Raw genomic sequence first — 17,785 nt, 5'->3', positions numbered from 1 at the left:
ATTATCTCATCACTTAAAATTAATGGTTAACTAGCTTATTTGCAATTAATTTGGCTTATTGACCTTATTAATTGCTTTAAATGTCATTATAGGCCCAATAATTTCAAAAAATATTGTTGATGTGATTACAGCGGCAAGCAATAAATTACCGTACTCAGGGAGTAAGTTAGCAGCAACTAACCCCATACCAATTGCAACTCCTGCTTGGGGTAAAAGTGCAGGGCCTGTCCATTGTTGTGCCCCTTGGTTAACGCCACCAACTTTGGCACCAATATATGCGCCAATAAACTTGCCAACAACCCTTAAGACAATGTAACTGACACCTATAATGCCTAGGCTTGCAACGGTATCAAATGACAATGTTGCACCAGCTAAAATGAAAAATATCAGCATAAATTGTTCTTCAATGCCTTCAATAGCATGAAAAGGGTATTCATGGTGTTTAGCGAAGTTTGCAATGACTGCACCCAATACCATGGCTGAAATTAAGAAAGAAACATTAAAATATAGTGCAAGTCCGCCACATAAAAACACAACGCCTAAGGCCTCTGACATCACGGGTTTTCCTGGCTTTAAACGTCCCGTCAAAAAAGCAGCGGGAACACCAAGTAATATGCCGAGCATTAGGCCACCACCAACGTCTTTTATCGCATGAAGTAACACACCGTTGTCATTATTGCCGGTAATCGCAAATACGATAGACATACCTAGACCAAATAGTATTAATGCCCATGCATCGTCTAGTGCAACAACAGACAGCAACATTGATTTAAATTTTGTCAACGGTGTTGATTGATTAATTACATCAAACACAGCGGTTGCATCGGTGGCAGCAGCAATGCAACCTAAAATTATTGCCAAAGGAATAGGCACCCCTATCACTAAAAGGCCCAGTGTCACGATAAGTGTTGTTAGTAATGAGGCGCCAATAGAAATGGCAATGATCGCTTTTGAAGACTCCTCAATAGCGGACTTGGTTAACTTGCCTCCAATTAAAAAGCCGACCATCAATAGCGCGATTTGCGCGATAATATCAAATTGTCGGGTAACGATATCTGGAATAAGGCCAATACCTTCAGGGCCGACAAGAATGCCGAAACCAATAAGCAAGGTTACTCGAGGAAATAACGTTCTCTGGCCAACTAAGGAAATTGTCAAACCGGCGAGAAGTAAGCTACCGAGTGAAATCAGAAATATCGTTTGTGTATCCATAAACTTTACAATCTTCTCGCTACTGTTCAATAAATACGCGTTATATTATTCATAGTGGATGAGAAAGGAAGAAAACTCAACAACCTATAATTGCGCTAAATCAAGGTGTTGTATGGTTAAGTTACCTCAAACTGAACAAATTAGAATTGATCTTTTAGAAATTGCTGGCGGACATCTTCATCGAATTTTTCGATGGCATAGCGCAGCATGGTGCGGGGCATTTGTCGAAAGTAGCATTTAAGAAAGTCATATTCGACTTGATAATCGCGATTACCAATTTCCCTTAACATCCAACCAACGGCTTTATGAATGAGATCTTCTTGGTCTGCTAATAGCAACTTACTTAGTGCCAAAGCGTCATCAAAATCGTCTCGTTTAATAAAATGATAAGTCGCAATAATGGCAATTCGTCTTCGCCATAAATTGTCACTTTTAGCAAGTTCGAATAATAACGTTCTTTCTTTATCAACTAAGTACCCACCAACAATTGGGTGAGCAGAACTATCGACTAAATCCCAATTGTTCACGAATTTTAGGTTATTGATGTATAAGTCAAATATAGCTTGATGTTCACTGCAGCGTTTTAACTTAAAACGTGAAACAAGTATGAGTAGGGCGCATAACCTAATTTCATGAAATTCATTAGTAAGTAATTTTTCTACTTCGTCAAGTGGGGTGTTTTTACATTGCTTAATAATCTGCCTTATTTGAGGGATCCTAATGCCGAGGAATTTATCTCCAGCGCCATATTCACCTTCTGCAGTTTTAAAAAAACGTTGTGAGTGCTCGGCTATCTGTTTATTTGCAACTTCATGTAAAGCATTAGTTATTTCGTGAGCAGTATCCATACTATACGCCTTTCCGCTCTACGCGCCACGGTGGGTTTTTCCGGTTATCACCTGCCCAGAATAACTTGATCTTGTTATCGGCCGGATCGTTTAATATCGCCTCTCGCCAAAGGTAGCGTTGGTCGGTAGGTGGTTGAGTGAAAGTAAAACCAGCCTTAACAAGTTGTTCAACTCTTTCATCTAAATTTACGCATTCAAAATAGATTACAGTAGGATTTTCTTGTTTGTGTTCGGCTAACGATAAGGAAAATGTCGCGTCACCTTCAGGGCATTCAAATCTAGCATAGTGCTCAGTATCAACAATCTGTAAAAAGCCCATTCCTCGATAAAATCTAGTAGAAGATGCCATATCAATGGCTGGAATTGTGACTTGATTTAGGTTCATAGAGGTTACTTAGTTAGTGCTGATTATCTCGTTCAACTATTGTTAGCAAAATAGTTTGGACGATGTAAAGCTATTTACGCAGCATAGGTTTATTTAGTGGTAAGGGTCTCCTTGACCAGATTCAAGGTATTTTTTAAGGCTATTAAGATAATGCTGCCACCCATCACGACAAATGGGATAACAACTAAGAGAGGGGATTAACCCATCGTGAAGCAAGGAAATTTGTGTTGAAAACTTTTGTTCTGTTAGCCGCCAAATAATGTTGGTGCCTAGCCATTCGTCTTTGTTTGGTAGATTGTGAAGATCATGAAAAGCTTCAGTGACATGCCATACCAATGATTGACAAGGTGACGCCTCAGCTATCGTCATTACCCAATGAGTGTTGTCCTCAAAGCGAACATTCAATAAATCGCCAACGTTACAGGCACAAGTAGCCTGCTCAGTCCACCATTTACACACATCGTTAGTTAGTGCGTTATAAACGGTTGATGGCTTGGCAGCAACCGTAAAGTTACTATTGAAACTCTGCTCCATACGCTGCACATAATGTTAGTTAGATAAAACCAATACATTAAGTTTAGTTCATGGAGGTCAACCTGTCACAATGTGGAATCAGCTGGATGATTTTCGCTGAAATAAACCATAAACATAAGGCCGAGGAGCGCCAAAGGGATTAATGAAGGTATAGGCTTCTTGACTGAGCAGAGAAAACTCATCGCCAAGCCTTGATTGCATTTCTTCAATTGAATATTGATGTAAGGGCAGTCCTGCACATTTTTTTGCGCCTTGGGTAGAAAACTCAGCCAATAGTACATAGCCATTTTTTTTGACCGAATTCTTTAAGTTATTAAAGTAGCCATTTATTTCATTTTCTGTCAGCAAAAAGTGCAATACAGCACGGTCAATCCATACATCAATCGAATATTTTTGGGTGAATTTTAAGGCGATATTCGATACGGAATAGGTTTTGTTTTCTTCACCAACGCGCTCTTTGAGTGTGGTAAGTGCTTGCTTACTCAAATCGTTTAAAATTAGGTGACAGTTAAGTTTTGCTAATTCATCAACCAATAGTGATGTACCGGCACCCGGTATAAAAACAGTACTTTTTTCACTAATATTGCACTGATTTAAGAACTTGATTGTTTGATATGCATCAGCTTCAAACCAACCTAACTGACAGTCATCTTTAAGTTGGTAAATATCGTCCCAATGTTGCGAAGAGTTCGTCATGCTAGATGCGTTTTCAGTTTATTTAACCCAAGCTTATCGTATTTAACTCAGTGCATAAATGACTACCGGCAAACAATATTGGCTTAATTGAACATCATGACAGAATTTAATTTTACCTGCTAAACGGAAACCGTGATGGTTGCACCTTGTTCTGTTGATAGTATTGCTAAATCATATTGCCATCGCTCACACAGTCGTTGAACTAGTGATAGACCGATACCAAACCCTTTACTATCTATGTGCTTAGCCATTATTTGAGTCGCTTGTTCAGCAGGCATGTCGAATCCTGAGCCAGTATCGCTAACGCTAAAGCTACTTTCATCTGCACTGATGGTAATTTCATTCGCATTGCTATGCTCTAGCGCATTATCTATTAGATTCGTCAGAATGATGCCAAATGTCGCTTTATCGATACATAATTTTGCTTTGGAGGGCACATTTATCGTAAGTGCGGCATGTTTATTCGTAATTTTATCGGCTAAAGAGACAATTACCTCTTCTACCTGGGGTAACAACAATAATAGTTCTGTCGGATCCGAGGTTTCGGGCTCTCTAGCAAGCGACAATAATGTATTTATCGTTTGCTCCATTTGCCAATTAGCCTGTTCTACTCGAGAAAGCAGTGTGAGTTGTTGTGCTGAAAGTGGGTGTGACTTAAGTAACTCGATACTATTTTTAACAATCGCAACTGGTGTTCTAAGCTCGTGGCTAGCATCGCGAGTAAAATGTTGTTCTCTATTGATAAAGTGACGAATTCGAGTCATTGATTGTTCAATATTTTTAGCGAGAAAGCCGATTTCGTTTCGAGGAAATTGCGCAGAAAAATTAACCGGTAAATGTTCAGGCGACATATCTTTAACAAGCTCTGTTAGCGTGCTTAAAGGTTGAGTGGCTCTTCTAGCAAGCCAATAGCTAATGGCAATAGCGATCAAAACAACGATTGCCGTACAAAATGCTAAGAATTTAAAAATTTGATTGCGGATAGGGCGTACGACTAAATACTGGCTGACTTCACCAAGCACCACAAATTTGGGGGATTGGTTAATGTGCACATGATAATGTCTGCCGTTTTGCCCTGCAAACTCACGGCGCTTGGGCTGATTGTGATAAAGTGCTACAAACTCTGCAGGAGCTTGCTCAATAGTTCGATAGGCTTTTAAAAATGGTCGTTTTGGCTGCGTTAGCTGGTTGTTTTGTTTTAGCTGAGTTGCGATTAACTCTGCTTCTTCTTTAATGACATGTTCAAAAAAATTATCTTCAACATTATACATAAATAAAAAATTAAAGAGACTGAATAAGGCTGAAATCATTAGTGCTAATAATGCAAAACTGATGACTATTCGGCTTTTGATACTCATTGATTTAAACATGGTTATTTGGCCTCTAACTTAAATCCAACCCCATGCACAGTCGCGATAAGTGGTTGTTTAAAAGGTTTATCTAATGCCTTTCTAAGTTGATAAATATGTGAACGAAGTGCGTCAGAATCGGTTGGTTCATCTCCCCAAAGGCGCTGACATAATTCAGAGCGGGTGACTACTCTTGGATGCTCTTCTGCTAGAATCTTAAGTATCTCGTAAGGCAAGTGCTGTAAAGAAATAGCTTGTTCATCACGACTCACTGTTTTACTTGTTGTATCAATTATCACGTCTTCAACTTGGATAAGGTGTGATTGATTTAGCTGTTGTCGTTTACAAAGTGCAAGCACTCTCATTTCTAATTCTTGTAATGCAAAAGGTTTGGTTAAGTAATCATCAGCGCCTAACTCAAAACCTTTAATTTTATCTGGCAAGCTGTCGCGCGCGGTGAGCATTAGAATAGGGATATGGCGACTCGCTTGTTTACGCAACAGCTTACATACATCCCAGCCATCTAATTTAGGTAGCATTAAATCTAAAACCACTACGTCATAATAGTTAGTTAACGCTAGGTCTAGCCCTTGTTGACCATCGGTAGCAAAGTCGAGGATAAACCCTCGACTTTCCATGTGTTCGGCAACATTACTGGCAATTGCACTATTATCTTCCACTATAAGTAAGTGGAGGGGGTGGTCTTTATTCATTGTTAACTGTTCGAGCTTATTTTGTTAAGTAAGGTTTTTGCGTCTTCAAATTCAGGGTTAGTCGCAAGTAACTCATTTAATGTTAATTTAGCTTGCTGGTAATTCCCTAGTTTTTCATAACCTTTAGCAATAGCAAGGGATAATTTAGGGTGCTTCATATAAGGCTTTGATGCTTCCATTAATTTTACGGCTTGGGCAATAGCGTGTTTATCGGCCGCAGTTTTTAAGTGAAAGAAGCCGTACATGGCGATTAACTTAGGGTCATAAAGTGAGGTGTTTTCTGCTAATGCTTTGCTGATATCTTGATTATTTACCAATAAGTTATTAACTAACTCCATGCTTGCTTCGTCAGCAAAGTGCATTGCTTTTGGTGTAATACCCAAAGAGCGCACTACTTCAATGGCTGTTTTACCTGTCGACATAGGGTTTTGTCCAGTAACAAGCCTGTTGTCGATAGCGACATAGCCTAACATTTTCCCTGCTTTTTCAAACTTGGCACCACGCTCGATTAAACGGTCTTCAAGTAAAAAATCAAAATGCTTTACCCACTTTTTACCGAAAACTTTTTCTTCTTCATTGGTAAAACCGTTTACTTTTTTATTAGCAACAAGATATTCACCGTTAGCAAGCTTTACTTCTGTAAGTGCTGCAGGGCCGTGACATACTGCTGAAACCGTACCTTGATTTTGATAGATGTCCGCAATAATTGCTTGCAAGTGCTTATCGTAAGGTAAATCAAACATTGCCCCCTTACCGCCAACCACGAACACGGCTTGATAATCCTGCGCATTAATCTCGCTTAGCGCAATTGTCTGAGCAATTTGTTGGTTGGCTTGTTCATCAGCTAATAATTTAGCGTTAAAAGGCTTGCTAGCATCATATTCATCAGCTTCAACTAATCCGCCTTTCGGGCTGGCAACATCGATAGCTAAACCATTTTGTTTGAAAACTAAATAAGCTTTGGCAAATTCATCAAACTCATAGCCTGGCTTTGTTTTACCTTGGTCTTCGCCATAGCTACTAACGACCATCAATACTTTAGGGTTTTGCTTTGCACTGGCAAAAGGCATATAGCCCATTACTGCAATAAAAAGCGTAATACATAGCGTAAATATTATGTTTCTCATATTCGTTTCCTTGCGATTAAACTGACGCTAGTTTCGCAAAGTCGATGTGAAACAAATGTGAAGTGTCCGGTGAAAATACGTTGAAGCTATTATTCTTATACAACGTAACTGAATCGTGAATATTTAAGACCAATACTTAAACTCGTTTAATCTAAAAGTATTAAGAGAATAATAATCATTTGATAAGAATGGATTATGGCTTATGGCCAGTATGGAACAATACGATTTGAGAAAAACTGGATCCAATTTAAATTTTCTGGTTATTGAGGAGGTTAATTTGACTATTACTACTTTGCAGTCTACATATTATATTGTCAGGTAAACAAGGATAGTTATGGAGTTTTTTAGATCCTTGGGTCGCTAAGACAATATTATCGATGGTGCGTATTGTTTTGCTTCCTATAGGCTATGTTGTTCTACTTATTACCGGCATATATGGAATTGATGCAACATTCACTTTACTTATCGTCATGTTTTATTCTGTTGCCGACTGGTTACCCCAAATAATATTCTTGTCAAAATCTACTAAGTAGTATTTAAAAAAGGCGATTTATCAGTCGTTAAATAAGTAGGCTACCCGTGTTTTAACTCGCGTATTAGGTTTGTTCTTTGCGTGGCTGTTCGTTAATTCAATAAAATCGTGAAGGTGATTAAGCCTATTGAAATTTGCCTAATTTAAGTTTTTGCATAAATCACATGGAGATGAATTATGAATAAAATTTGTTTTTACTTTTTGGTAGCTGCAATTGTGCAGCTACCACTTATTTCTGTTGCTCAAGTACAAGGACCTCTTTCTTCTGTAAATATAGGAGGAGTGAATATGTACTGTACTACAGCACAAGGGCAATTGGCAGCTATCTACGTAGACCCTTCAGTAAATCAGTTTATCGGAAGAGCCTCACATAATGGATATCCTACTATACAGTTAGGCCCAGGTTTTTTTAATAGTGTTCCAGGCTTTGTCGGGCAGTTTTGGTTTTTACATGAGTGTGCTCATCACGTAGTCGGAGGGAATGAAGCTGCATCTGACTGCTTTGCTATTCGTAATATGCGTAGCCTCGGTCTTATTTACCATCCGAATCAGGTGGCTACTCTACTCAACCAGATTTCTCAGATGCCAGGGAGTTATACACATCTACCTGGTCCAGCTAGAGCACAAAATATTTATGCTTGCCTTAATGGTTAAGAGAAAAGGATTAAAAATGGCAAATACAGATGAAAAATTAGAGAACCTAAAGGGGGAGGTTGACGCCTTACAGATTGAGGTGATGAGCCAGAGAAGCCCTTGGTTTAAAAATATTTCTATTTGGGTATCAATTGCAGCGCTGCTTTTCTCATTTGGCACCACTGTTGTGTCTTTTAAAAGAACCGAAATGCAGGATATTCAGAATACGAAGTCAGAATTAAGGAGCATTCTGCAGAGGTTGACGGTGTTGCCAACTACTCAGTTTGAACTTTCAAAAAAATATGAATGTGATAAAAATGCTATTGGTTTTTTGGGAGCTCAAATAAGTCAAGAGAGTACACTTTTGGCTAAGCAAGCAGCATACTTAGCGGAAAAACTACCTCATGACGTAATTTCTTCTACTGAATACGGTTCAATTGCACTTGCTCTGCAAAATGCTTATCAATTAAATGATGCTGAGAAATATTATAAATTGGCGAAAGCGACTTCAGAGAGTGTAAATGATGAAGTCGCAGCATTACGAGGAGTTGCAAATCTCAAGCTTTTGTCTGGAGAGGTCGAACTAGGACGAATGAATTTTAATGAAGCTTTGAAAGTATTTGACAACTACCCTGAGCACAATACTTATACAGTTTCTAGCACACATATTTGGACTTACTTGATATGGTCAACAGCGGAAGCTGGGGTAGGAAGACTAGATTTCGCTAATATTAGGTTGAACGAAGCTCAACAGATTGCTAGTCAGTTAATGCTTAGCCCAGGACGTAACTTGCTTGAAGGTCAGATAGCTCAAACGAAGGCCCAGTTAAATTCGTCTAACAAGATAAAGCTGGCAAATACAGCAAGCTGTAAATCTGAACTTAGCGTTAGTTGAGGCTTGGTGTAAGCCTATTATTGGAACTGTTAAGAAAAGAACTCTTTATGGAGAGAGCAACCTTTCAGATTATAGCTAGCCTTGCATTATGCTGTGCTAGCTCTGGTACGTCTTTAAAAAAGTTAAGATAACCAGCCTGTTCTAAATGAAACACCGACAGCGACAAACAGCACAGAAAAGAACGTAACAGGAATAATGTGCCAGGCCATATCGATTAAGTTCTTTTCTGACAGTTTAGGAATTACTCTAAACCTTGCATCTATGGCAAAACAAACGGTGAGCAAAAGTAAGGTTAATTTAGCGGCAATAGGGTGAGCAGCAGGATTGCTCATATCAAACCAAAGGCTAAAGTCGGGAATTAGGCGATACGCCAGCATAACGCCGGTAACAACTTGTATAATAAGTGCTGGCATGCCAATTTTTTCATAGGCGGATTCAAATCGCAGTAGCTGCTCTGGCGAGCGTTCTTTTAGTACCCTAGGTAGCACAACACAAGATAAAACGATATGACCACCAGTCCAAATTGTGGCGGCTAATATGTGGAGCAACAGTAGAGTGCCGTACATGAACGTTCCTGAAGTTTTAAGAAAAAGTAACGGCTAAAATATACAGTTAATTTTATCGTTATTATATATTTAGCTTTTAATTCAGTGAATTAAATCGCTTTTTTCATAATACCTGCAAACTCTAAACCTCCTTCAAGTTCGCGGAAATCAACATTAACTAGTTCCCAGCCTTCTGCACCCAAAGAGTTTAAGTACTGCTCGACATCTTCTCGCTTTCTTCCTTTAAAAATTCCAGCTGTTTCTACATCTCTTGTATCGACAATTTTGTATTTGAACATTGATATCTCTCTTTATTCATCTTGTTTGGTTACGACGTTACCTGATTTATCTAAGCTTGCTTTTAATTCGGTGAGTTCTTTTTTTACATTTGCAACTTGGCCTAATGCTATTAGTGCGAAAGTCATCCCTGCACCACCAAGCATAAACCCCATAATTCCCATTGATTCCATAACTATCTCCTAATGTGATCTATTAGAACCGCTGAACGAATGCCTATTAGTTATATTGAGCCAACTAAGGCTAACACCAGTGCTAATATAAAGTATTGATAACTTTGTTTATTAAAACCTACATTGCCTTTAAACCACTCTTTCATGGGGGTATTCAGCATAAAAGGTGACAGTAACAAGCCGCGTAAAAATGCCAAAATAGCGATTGTGCTAGCAAACTCGCCTAAATCGAATACTTGAGTTTGACTATATTGAAGGACGAATAACAGCAAGGTCAATGCCATCAGGCATTTTAACAATAAGTTACTGCGTTTAATTTTAAGGGCGTGAGTATCCATTTCATTTTGTTCCGTTTAATTGTGGTTTAAAGTGTTACCGATATTTGGCAGATGTTATAAACTCACCAAAGCTTTCACACCACACGACCACTGTATTAAATTGCTGTAAATCTATCGACTCAGAATATTTCACGATGAAGTTGTCGAAGGTGTTTACGTTACCTACCATTTTCATTGTGTGTTTTAAACGCTTAAATTCAGCTTCTGTTTCTACAAACGTTGGCGACAAATAAAGCTTGTAATCAGGACCGGGTGCAAGGCTACCTAATAGTGATATATGATCGTCCCCAATAGCGACTTCTCCTTCTCCCCAGTGAAGCGCGTCACTGCCTTTTAAGTCTTTAGTAAATTCTGCGGTAAATACGGCAGATTTAGACAGCACACTAAGTTCATTGGCTTGAGGTGCTGGCGGAGCAGTTAAGATGGGAAGGGCATAAATTCCTAAGCCAAACCCTATTACACCGACTAATAAATGTGTGACAGTAAGAGAAAATATCGTTTTAAAACTCATAATGCCTCTTATAAATGGTGAGTATAATTCTCGTTCAATTTGTTATTGAACTTTATTTATTAGCAATTCAAATGATTGCTTACCAATTTCTAGCTCAACCTTTTTATCTAATGGTAAGGAGAGCTCTGTGCTCCTGGTCATTTCCCCTTCTTTAGTCGCCAAATTAAGCAAAACCTGTGATGCAGACTCAGGTGTTATTAATACACTAACACTGTATTTATCCGCTACTGAAATATTGGCAAGTTCACCGGCATTTACAATCAATACCGGGCTACCAATGGTTTGTTCATTGACGTCAATTTTCGATGAAATTTGGTAACTTTGAGCACAAACGCTGCCTGAAACTGCAAGCATAAGGCCAGTGAATAATAAATTTTTCATTTGTATATCCTTATTCAAAAGAGGAATTCCATATATGCATCATACCGAATAGATTATCTATTGCTACAAATCCTTGACCATGAAGTATTTACAGCCTGTTTTAGGATAGTCTTCTTGTACCCACTGTACTTGGTAACCATGTTTTTCATAAAAGGGCATGGCTTGAAAGTTTAAGGTGTCCAGTAAACATTTAATGCAGCCTCTTTGTTTACCCGCTTGCTCTATTTTTTCCAATATTTGACTACCAATATTTTGGCCGCGAAGCTCGTCAGACACCCAAAGTGTATTTAATAATAGCCAATTGCCAAAAGTGCGGGCACCAGCACCTGCAATCACGTCACCGTCATCATTTTTTATTTGAATGGCTAAGGGCAGTCTTTCTTCAACTTCCCAGTGACGCCAATTAAAATCAGCAATTTTTTTATCTAAATAATCTAATAATTCTCTATCTGGATTATCTAAAACTTCAATTTTCATTAAATTTCCTTGCAAAGCTGTTGTTTCTGTTACGCTTTACGCTACCCGTGATGTCGGCGTATTCGCTTTATTTTTTTATTTTCGTCAAATTCTAACGAAACTACATTGGTACTTTTGTATTCAATAACTTTATCTAAATGACTTGGCTTTACTTTGCCTTTTTCAGTCATTTTTATCATCACAACGTTCGCACCTGTCATTGTTTGATTAATCGTAATTGAGCTATAAATGACCTCGTCTGCCATTTTAGCAATCATCCCTTTTCTAAGCTCTGCCTTGCTGGTAATAGTTACGCCAAATTTCACATGTTCATCAATAAATTCATCTGCTAGCAGTGAGATATAGTGTTCGACATCTTGCTCGGTAGTATCAGGTTGTTGGCGAGCATTTTTAGCTGTAACAAACTCATTTGCTAGTATGACAAGTTGTTCTTCGCTATAGGTTTTTGCGATGGTACCCACCGAAAATAACAAGATGAATATGGCTGCTACTAGCTGATACATTGAATTATCCTTTAGAAAAATAACATCACTTAATAAAGTAAGCGCTTAATGGGTCTTTGATATAATGTCATAAAGTAAGAAGCTTCACGTCATTGTTTTATAAAGTTAAATGTATCGAAAAGTAAAATACGAGGCAGTACTGTTTAGTATGATAAGACGTTGTTATGGTTAATCTGTGCTAAATAAAGAAGCTTTCTATAAATTACATTGTGCGTTCATACGGTGCCTTTTGTGCTTTCGCATTTTGATACCCCAACAGAAACAAACACCGGAACTTGCCGCTGAAATTGCAAATAAAATTATCGCAATGAAAGGGCTATTGCACCTGCTTTGAAACTGAAAAGACTCACTTTCACAAAAACCTGCTGTAATATTAGCGGACGAGAATGCCCAAGTTAAACACCAGATCGCAACTGTTAAAAACAATGCAGAAAGCGTTAACAGAATAATGGCTTTCATTCGACAGTTCATATTTTAATTATAATTTCCATGCGATTTCATTCCTAAGTTTTTCGACTAGCTTTACGTCAGCACCTGCAACAGCAGTATATACAAAGGTTTGCTCATTCACCTGTACGCATTTAATTGCGGCGCGGTTCATATTGAAATTACCATAAACATAGTTGCCGTTTTTAATCACAGAGTTGAATCCTAGGGAAGTCAAAATACTTACGCCTTTTTCCGCACATAACGCTGGAGTTTCATTTAGTAATTGATGATGCGACCACAATTGAGGTGTGTAGCTTTTTTTTGCTGTCACCAACTTTGTTTTGGTAACAACGTTAGGCTCAGGCATGATATTTTTAACGCTAGTACAGCCAGCTAATATAAAAATAAGGCTTAATGCTAAGTATTTGATGATATGCTCCTTGCGAATCAAAGCATAACTAATTTGCTAGATATGCCTTGCAAATTAGTTATGGTTACTAAAATACTTCGCCAAGCTCCAACGTCATAAATCGGCTATGCGGATCGTCTTTGTAATTTGCAAACGGCTTGCAATAAGTGAATCCAAACTTTTCATATAAAGTTCGAGCCGGTCGGAAAAATTCTTGTGAGCCCGTTTCTAAACTCACTTTTTTATATCCTAACTCAATGGCTGCATTTAATGCGTGTTTGAGTAACTTGGTTGCCACGCCTGATTTTCTAGCTAAGTTACTCGTTCGCATTGATTTTAGTTCAATGTGTTCAGCGTCAATTTTTTTTATTGCCAAGCAGCCTTGTAATTTATCCTCAACCCAGCCACTGAAAAATGTAATGTCTGGTGATTTCAGGCTTTCTACATCTAGTGCATGGACACTTTCTGGAGGAGATGTGGCGTACATGTCTGCTAAGTGTTCTTCGAGCAATTTGATGACTTCACCGCCTGATAAGTCGTCAATTTTTATTTTCATTTCGCCATTACTCCTAACTCTGTATTACTTGCTTTAAAAGGTTATCTGTTAGCTAGTCTTTATCTTTTGAATTGTTTTTCCGAGATTTTTTACATTTTAATTGATCATCAGGATGTCCATGCGAGCATGGCTCAGAAAGTTCACCAATGATTAGTGCTACACCAACATAAATAGCTGCATCTATTGGGTTATTACTGCTTACAGTAGGGTGTGTTATATGATGTGTTAATTCATTTTTTGTGCACCCTGCTGTGAGTAATATAGTGACGATAAAAGCTAAATTCTTCAATATACTTCCTTGTGTAAAAATTTGGTCGAAGTTAAATGTTGTATGTTTAATTCAGTTATCGCTTCTTGATGTCTAAACGTTACTTGCGCTGCGCTAACTAATTGTCTTCACGTTAGGGCATTGGTTTTAAAGAAAACATAAATAAACATAACCACAAATTAGCCAACATAATACAGCCATATATCGCATTTCTAGCAAATGAAGGGACTTCAGTAGCGTAGTAAAGGTACCAAATTGTAATTAATTGAAGTAAAGCACCAAATAGAGCTAACCAGAAAAAGCTTGCTCTTGTTTCCAGTCCTGGCGTGTTAAATATCGCAAGTCCTACCGCTAAAATGGTTAGCAAAGAAACTAAGCTATAGAAAAGTACACCAACCACTCTACGGAAGCGGCTATAAGAGGTATTAAGCATCTTTTCTTTTAGTTGGCGCAATGCTTTATGCAAACTGTTTATATGCTAACGACTTTAGGTAGTTTGATAAGCGACTTTTAACTTGAGGAGTCAAACCTAAGCTAATTAAGAAAGTTGAAAATATCGAGATAAAAAAGATGCTTTTAATGATTTTTGCACCTGTTAATAAAGCGACTATTATCAGTAAAGCTACATAGCCTAAACCAATTAACCCTAAGAAAAGGCAAATCCCTTTAACATCATTATTCATAGTAAGTCCTTTGTTGAATAGTAGCATTAGTCAATATTAACCTAAGTTGATAAAAGGTGCGAGGAAGAGCAAAAATCTATGTATAAGCCTGCATTTACCTAGTTATTGCTTATGTAATAACTTGTTCCATATAGTAAAACCTACCATCTTCACTAGTTATCTTAAAGCCAGTTCGTTGGTATAAATGGTGTGCGGGGCTAATCTTGAAAACCTTTAAGCTGAGTTTGTTCGCGCCTGAATTCAGTGCCAAACGTGTCGACTCTGCAAGCGCCATAGCGCCAATTCCTTTATTTTGAAATCGCTTATTTACTTGAAGATCTCTTAGGTGACAGGTGTCTCTGTCGAATGAAAGGCGCAGCGCGCCAATTACTTGGCCATCAAATAAAATATCCCAATTATCTAAATCAATTATTTGCTCTAATATTTTGGATTGCGGCCAATCTACGTCGTAATGTTCGTAATACGAGCGCATATTGTTATAAGTGATTTCTGCTGATTTCGATAAATTTTTAGCGGGTTGATAAGAGATCATTCATTATTCCTAACACGTTATTTTCAGCTAAAGGTAGTTAGCTGCGCATATTCAAAGCGCAAGTTCCATTTTAAAATAAGCCACATCCGCTTTATAAAAACGTTCACTACATTTTTTCATGCCAAGCTTTTGATAAATACCTAAGGCAGACTCCCTTGCATCGCACCAAAAAAACTCTGTTTGGATTTTTTTTAGGTATTGAACAATGTGATTTAACATTATCGAGCCCACTCCTTGGCCTTGATAACTAGTATCTGTAGCAAATTTACGTAATCGCGCTTTGTTTTTATCTACATATATCGACGCTACACAAACAAGTATTTCATTAACGAAGGCGCCAAAATGCATAGCTTCAGCATCTCCGTCAATATGGCAAAATTCGGGTGGCTTGTCAGGCCATAACACACGATGCCGAATAGGCATTGTTTGCTCCCAAGATATAGCGTTTATTTTGATATTAGATAGCACGTTGTTTTGATGTTCCATTTCGCGGTAATAATTTCTACGCAGTATTTAAAAATTACATTGCCCAATACATTTTAAGGAAATTCGGTAGCTCTAAATCGTATGTGGTTTACTGTCCAAAAGGGTGTTGTTTTGACAATGCGACTAGCGTTTCTCTTACGGGCATGAGTTGACTCGAATAGATAGCTAAGCTTTGTAAACCAACCAATAAACGAGACTGCACTTGAGAGAATCTGTTTTCAAGTGTCGGGCCCCATGCATGCGCTAAAAACTCGTCAACATTTTGAATAATTGCATGTAGCGGCAACCAAGTAAGGTGACTATTCTTGCCAGTATATCCTTTTAATAGCGATATAGGGTTGCTACCTCCACTCGAAGCAGACACACCAATGGCAAAGGCAGGTTTATGCCCTAAAGGTAACCCATTTGCTGAACCATTAGCCGACAATAGAATTAAATTTACAAGTGCAGGTGGGATCATGCCTCCCCATTCAGGCACAACAAAGACTACGGCATCACAACTGTACATTAGTGCTAAGGCTTGCTCCTTTTCATTCGCTAATGAAGTCGAATCATCTCTACCTACGCCGTAATGGTCTAATAAAAAAGGGTATTGTGATAAATCTAATATCGACGATTCAATGCCTTCCATCTCATCTAATATATTGGTTTGTACGTACCTCGACACATCAAAACTCTTAGCGTTTTCTCTTTGGCTGCAACTTACGATCAGAATATTCAAATACATCTCCTAGAAATAAAATCCCACTTTAAGGGGAGTTATTGTTGGGTTAAGTGGTTTGTTTAATAGTGTTCAGCCAATAATTAGGTTTTTGATAGCAACTAAAAACTAGTTGCCGATAGAGTCTACACCAGCGCCTATGACTATATTCCATTCTCTGACCGTCCAATGTTTGACTAGACCATGAATTACATAAGGGTCATTAAGTGCAAAATCTCGCGCAACTTTTTCAGAAGTTCCTTTGAAAAGTAATACAGCGGAATCAGTGGGGTTTGACAACGCACCCCCTAAACAGAGCTCGCCAGATTCAGCGGAAGTTCGAGCTAATTGAATATGCTGCTCACGGTATTGCTCTCTTGCACTTAAATAGTCAGGAACAACGTCATAAGTGAGTAAAAAATACATGTAACTCTCCATGTCTGTGCGCATAACACCTTGTTTTTTTGATAAATTTGTTAGCTAAAGTGCATTGCAGCTAACGATATTTTACGTAGAAAAACCGATTGCTTTATTAAACCGCTACTGCTGACGCAAGGAGTGAACGGTCTTCTCTAATTCTATAATTCTATTTTCGAGCTCTTCAACTTTAGAGGAAGAATCTTTTAACAATTTAATATCTTCGATTAGCTTCCTAGGTTCCATCATATAATTTAAGATAAGCATGAGCACGCCCATTGCTAGCATAATTGATACAAATTCCCACATAATATTGCTCCATGTTTGGTAGGTAAATTAATATAACGTCAAGCCAAATTGAAAAATAACCGTTATTTATAGAATCATAAACACTATTGCGGTACCAATCGCTGAGCCAATGGCAGGCCCTGCAATTGCGCAATGTAGCTCAATTGCTAAATTTTCTTTTGTAGATTTAGCGACCCACCATGACAAAGCACTACGTTCTATACTTTTATAACCTATAGATTCCAATAAATTCATCATTTCCTCCTTGAGTTAATCCAAGTCGTTAAATTTTCGGTGTTAAATAAACATATTCATAACGATTAGGTAGGGCCATTAATGTGTAGTTTCAACCTTTAATGAAAAGTGAAGGCCTAGTTAATTTGCCTGTCATTGACAGCACATAAGGTAGTAAAGCCAAGCCTAGCTAAGGCTTAGCAGTTTGGTTTAGAAATCTAGCTATGTGCAATTATTCGCCACTACCACCGCCGTCTCCGCCACCTGTACCACCTTCGCCACCGCCATAATATGAAGAGCTGAAAATAGCGCCAAATAGTCCAATGCCAGATAGCGAGGCAATAGCACTGTTCATTGAGTCAATAGATTCATCTTTAGGGGTATTGGCTTCATAAGTAGCAGCGTCGCAATACATTAAATATGCGTAATGAATATGCCTTTTATCAATCCCCATTTCATCCACGGTTTTATCAACCTGTTCCTTCGTGTATGTTGCTGACCCGCCATAGCTTTTAGCTAATGCGGGTCTAAGTCTGTACTTATATTTTTTAATAGTCGAATTTTTACCAAACATTGATGAAACTCCATTTACACATAATGCCCTGTTAACGGGCGGTTTGGACATGGCTATAAT

Annotated in this window: 29 protein-coding genes; 2 read left to right on the top strand and 27 right to left on the bottom strand. The window is 38.2% G+C overall.

The genetic code is table 11. The features are described from left to right. Positions 1-45: 45 nt before the first annotated feature. The 8 genes from HII17_RS00725 to HII17_RS00690 all read right to left on the bottom strand — a co-directional run bounded on the left by HII17_RS00725 (position 46) and on the right by HII17_RS00690 (position 6,864). Entirely contained in the window at positions 46-1,212 is a 1,167-nt protein-coding gene (locus HII17_RS00725) for a cation:proton antiporter (RefSeq protein ID WP_169073419.1), read from the bottom strand. 140 nt (positions 1,213-1,352) lie between these two features. Then, complete coding sequence (locus HII17_RS00720; protein ID WP_169073418.1) at positions 1,353-2,060, bottom strand: DNA alkylation repair protein; 708 nt, start codon at positions 2,058-2,060, stop codon at positions 1,353-1,355. A gap of 1 nt (position 2,061) precedes the next feature. Beyond that, complete coding sequence (locus HII17_RS00715) at positions 2,062-2,445, bottom strand: VOC family protein (protein ID WP_169073417.1); 384 nt, start codon at positions 2,443-2,445, stop codon at positions 2,062-2,064. 93 nt (positions 2,446-2,538) lie between these two features. Then, positions 2,539-2,979 carry an SRPBCC family protein gene (locus HII17_RS00710; RefSeq protein WP_169073416.1) on the bottom strand — a complete coding sequence of 147 codons (441 nt, stop codon included), beginning with the start codon at positions 2,977-2,979 and terminating at the stop codon, positions 2,539-2,541. Positions 2,980-3,057: 78 nt separating this feature from the next. Further along, positions 3,058-3,675 (bottom strand): methyltransferase, encoded by a 618-nt coding sequence (locus HII17_RS00705; protein ID WP_169073415.1) that lies wholly within the window; start codon positions 3,673-3,675, stop codon positions 3,058-3,060. Between the two features lie 119 nt (positions 3,676-3,794). Beyond that, positions 3,795-5,045 (bottom strand): sensor histidine kinase, encoded by a 1,251-nt coding sequence (locus HII17_RS00700; protein ID WP_169073414.1) that lies wholly within the window; start codon positions 5,043-5,045, stop codon positions 3,795-3,797. Positions 5,046-5,047: 2 nt separating this feature from the next. Then, on the bottom strand, positions 5,048-5,737 hold the full coding sequence (locus tag HII17_RS00695; RefSeq protein ID WP_169073413.1) for a response regulator transcription factor: 690 nt from the start codon (positions 5,735-5,737) through the stop codon (positions 5,048-5,050). A gap of 2 nt (positions 5,738-5,739) precedes the next feature. Further along, a complete protein-coding gene (locus tag HII17_RS00690) occupies positions 5,740-6,864 on the bottom strand; it encodes a DJ-1/PfpI family protein (RefSeq protein WP_169073412.1) in 1,125 nt (374 codons plus the stop codon). 709 nt (positions 6,865-7,573) lie between these two features. On the opposite strand from HII17_RS00690, the gene HII17_RS00685 reads away from it, so the two are divergent. Both HII17_RS00685 and HII17_RS00680 read left to right on the top strand, forming a co-directional pair. Continuing rightward, positions 7,574-8,050 carry a hypothetical protein gene (locus tag HII17_RS00685; RefSeq protein WP_169073411.1) on the top strand — a complete coding sequence of 159 codons (477 nt, stop codon included), beginning with the start codon at positions 7,574-7,576 and terminating at the stop codon, positions 8,048-8,050. A 16-nt stretch (positions 8,051-8,066) separates the two neighbouring features. Beyond that, positions 8,067-8,924 (top strand): hypothetical protein, encoded by an 858-nt coding sequence (locus HII17_RS00680; protein ID WP_169073410.1) that lies wholly within the window; start codon positions 8,067-8,069, stop codon positions 8,922-8,924. A gap of 122 nt (positions 8,925-9,046) precedes the next feature. Here HII17_RS00680 and HII17_RS00675 read toward each other — a convergent pair whose 3' ends face one another. The 19 genes from HII17_RS00675 to HII17_RS00585 all read right to left on the bottom strand — a co-directional run bounded on the left by HII17_RS00675 (position 9,047) and on the right by HII17_RS00585 (position 17,725). Continuing rightward, on the bottom strand, positions 9,047-9,490 hold the full coding sequence (locus tag HII17_RS00675) for a CopD family protein (RefSeq protein ID WP_169073409.1): 444 nt from the start codon (positions 9,488-9,490) through the stop codon (positions 9,047-9,049). An 89-nt stretch (positions 9,491-9,579) separates the two neighbouring features. Continuing rightward, the gene (locus HII17_RS00670) at positions 9,580-9,768 is read right to left on the bottom strand and encodes a DUF4177 domain-containing protein (protein WP_169073408.1); all 189 of its coding nucleotides are present in this window, start codon (positions 9,766-9,768) and stop codon (positions 9,580-9,582) included. Positions 9,769-9,780: 12 nt separating this feature from the next. Continuing rightward, the gene (locus tag HII17_RS00665; protein WP_169073407.1) at positions 9,781-9,939 is read right to left on the bottom strand and encodes a hypothetical protein; all 159 of its coding nucleotides are present in this window, start codon (positions 9,937-9,939) and stop codon (positions 9,781-9,783) included. Between the two features lie 50 nt (positions 9,940-9,989). Next, positions 9,990-10,277 carry a hypothetical protein gene (locus HII17_RS00660; protein ID WP_169073406.1) on the bottom strand — a complete coding sequence of 96 codons (288 nt, stop codon included), beginning with the start codon at positions 10,275-10,277 and terminating at the stop codon, positions 9,990-9,992. Positions 10,278-10,311: 34 nt separating this feature from the next. Next, on the bottom strand, positions 10,312-10,788 hold the full coding sequence (locus HII17_RS00655; RefSeq protein WP_169073405.1) for a DM13 domain-containing protein: 477 nt from the start codon (positions 10,786-10,788) through the stop codon (positions 10,312-10,314). A 42-nt stretch (positions 10,789-10,830) separates the two neighbouring features. Then, positions 10,831-11,169: a hypothetical protein gene (locus HII17_RS00650; RefSeq protein ID WP_169073404.1), complete on the bottom strand. Its 339-nt coding sequence runs from the start codon at positions 11,167-11,169 to the stop codon at positions 10,831-10,833. A 63-nt stretch (positions 11,170-11,232) separates the two neighbouring features. Then, positions 11,233-11,646 (bottom strand): GNAT family N-acetyltransferase, encoded by a 414-nt coding sequence (locus tag HII17_RS00645; RefSeq protein WP_169073403.1) that lies wholly within the window; start codon positions 11,644-11,646, stop codon positions 11,233-11,235. Between the two features lie 41 nt (positions 11,647-11,687). Beyond that, positions 11,688-12,149: a nuclear transport factor 2 family protein gene (locus HII17_RS00640; protein WP_169073402.1), complete on the bottom strand. Its 462-nt coding sequence runs from the start codon at positions 12,147-12,149 to the stop codon at positions 11,688-11,690. 478 nt (positions 12,150-12,627) lie between these two features. Beyond that, on the bottom strand, positions 12,628-12,909 hold the full coding sequence (locus tag HII17_RS00635; protein WP_211185203.1) for a hypothetical protein: 282 nt from the start codon (positions 12,907-12,909) through the stop codon (positions 12,628-12,630). A gap of 166 nt (positions 12,910-13,075) precedes the next feature. Further along, positions 13,076-13,543 (bottom strand): GNAT family N-acetyltransferase, encoded by a 468-nt coding sequence (locus HII17_RS00630; protein ID WP_169073400.1) that lies wholly within the window; start codon positions 13,541-13,543, stop codon positions 13,076-13,078. Between the two features lie 52 nt (positions 13,544-13,595). Then, positions 13,596-13,832: a hypothetical protein gene (locus tag HII17_RS00625; protein ID WP_169073399.1), complete on the bottom strand. Its 237-nt coding sequence runs from the start codon at positions 13,830-13,832 to the stop codon at positions 13,596-13,598. Positions 13,833-13,944: 112 nt separating this feature from the next. Then, positions 13,945-14,244 carry a hypothetical protein gene (locus HII17_RS00620; protein WP_169073398.1) on the bottom strand — a complete coding sequence of 100 codons (300 nt, stop codon included), beginning with the start codon at positions 14,242-14,244 and terminating at the stop codon, positions 13,945-13,947. Positions 14,245-14,269: 25 nt separating this feature from the next. Beyond that, on the bottom strand, positions 14,270-14,494 hold the full coding sequence (locus tag HII17_RS00615; RefSeq protein ID WP_169073397.1) for a hypothetical protein: 225 nt from the start codon (positions 14,492-14,494) through the stop codon (positions 14,270-14,272). A 109-nt stretch (positions 14,495-14,603) separates the two neighbouring features. Then, positions 14,604-15,026 (bottom strand): GNAT family N-acetyltransferase, encoded by a 423-nt coding sequence (locus tag HII17_RS00610; protein WP_169073396.1) that lies wholly within the window; start codon positions 15,024-15,026, stop codon positions 14,604-14,606. Between the two features lie 51 nt (positions 15,027-15,077). Beyond that, the gene (locus tag HII17_RS00605; RefSeq protein WP_235938602.1) at positions 15,078-15,449 is read right to left on the bottom strand and encodes a GNAT family N-acetyltransferase; all 372 of its coding nucleotides are present in this window, start codon (positions 15,447-15,449) and stop codon (positions 15,078-15,080) included. Positions 15,450-15,600: 151 nt separating this feature from the next. Next, the gene (locus tag HII17_RS00600; RefSeq protein WP_169073394.1) at positions 15,601-16,233 is read right to left on the bottom strand and encodes an NAD(P)H-dependent oxidoreductase; all 633 of its coding nucleotides are present in this window, start codon (positions 16,231-16,233) and stop codon (positions 15,601-15,603) included. Between the two features lie 108 nt (positions 16,234-16,341). Beyond that, complete coding sequence (locus tag HII17_RS00595; protein ID WP_169073393.1) at positions 16,342-16,638, bottom strand: YciI-like protein; 297 nt, start codon at positions 16,636-16,638, stop codon at positions 16,342-16,344. A gap of 366 nt (positions 16,639-17,004) precedes the next feature. Beyond that, a complete protein-coding gene (locus tag HII17_RS00590) occupies positions 17,005-17,175 on the bottom strand; it encodes a hypothetical protein (RefSeq protein ID WP_169073392.1) in 171 nt (56 codons plus the stop codon). Positions 17,176-17,383: 208 nt separating this feature from the next. Next, positions 17,384-17,725, bottom strand: coding sequence for a DUF6559 family protein (locus HII17_RS00585; RefSeq protein WP_169073391.1), 342 nt, complete (start codon positions 17,723-17,725; stop codon positions 17,384-17,386). Positions 17,726-17,785 lie beyond the last annotated feature (60 nt).

This window comes from Thalassotalea algicola (genome assembly GCF_012932965.1).
Taxonomy (GTDB): Bacteria; Pseudomonadota; Gammaproteobacteria; order Enterobacterales; family Alteromonadaceae; genus Thalassotalea_F; species Thalassotalea_F algicola.
Note: the sequence above shows the minus strand (reverse complement) of the source record. Positions and strands in the feature narration are given on the sequence as shown.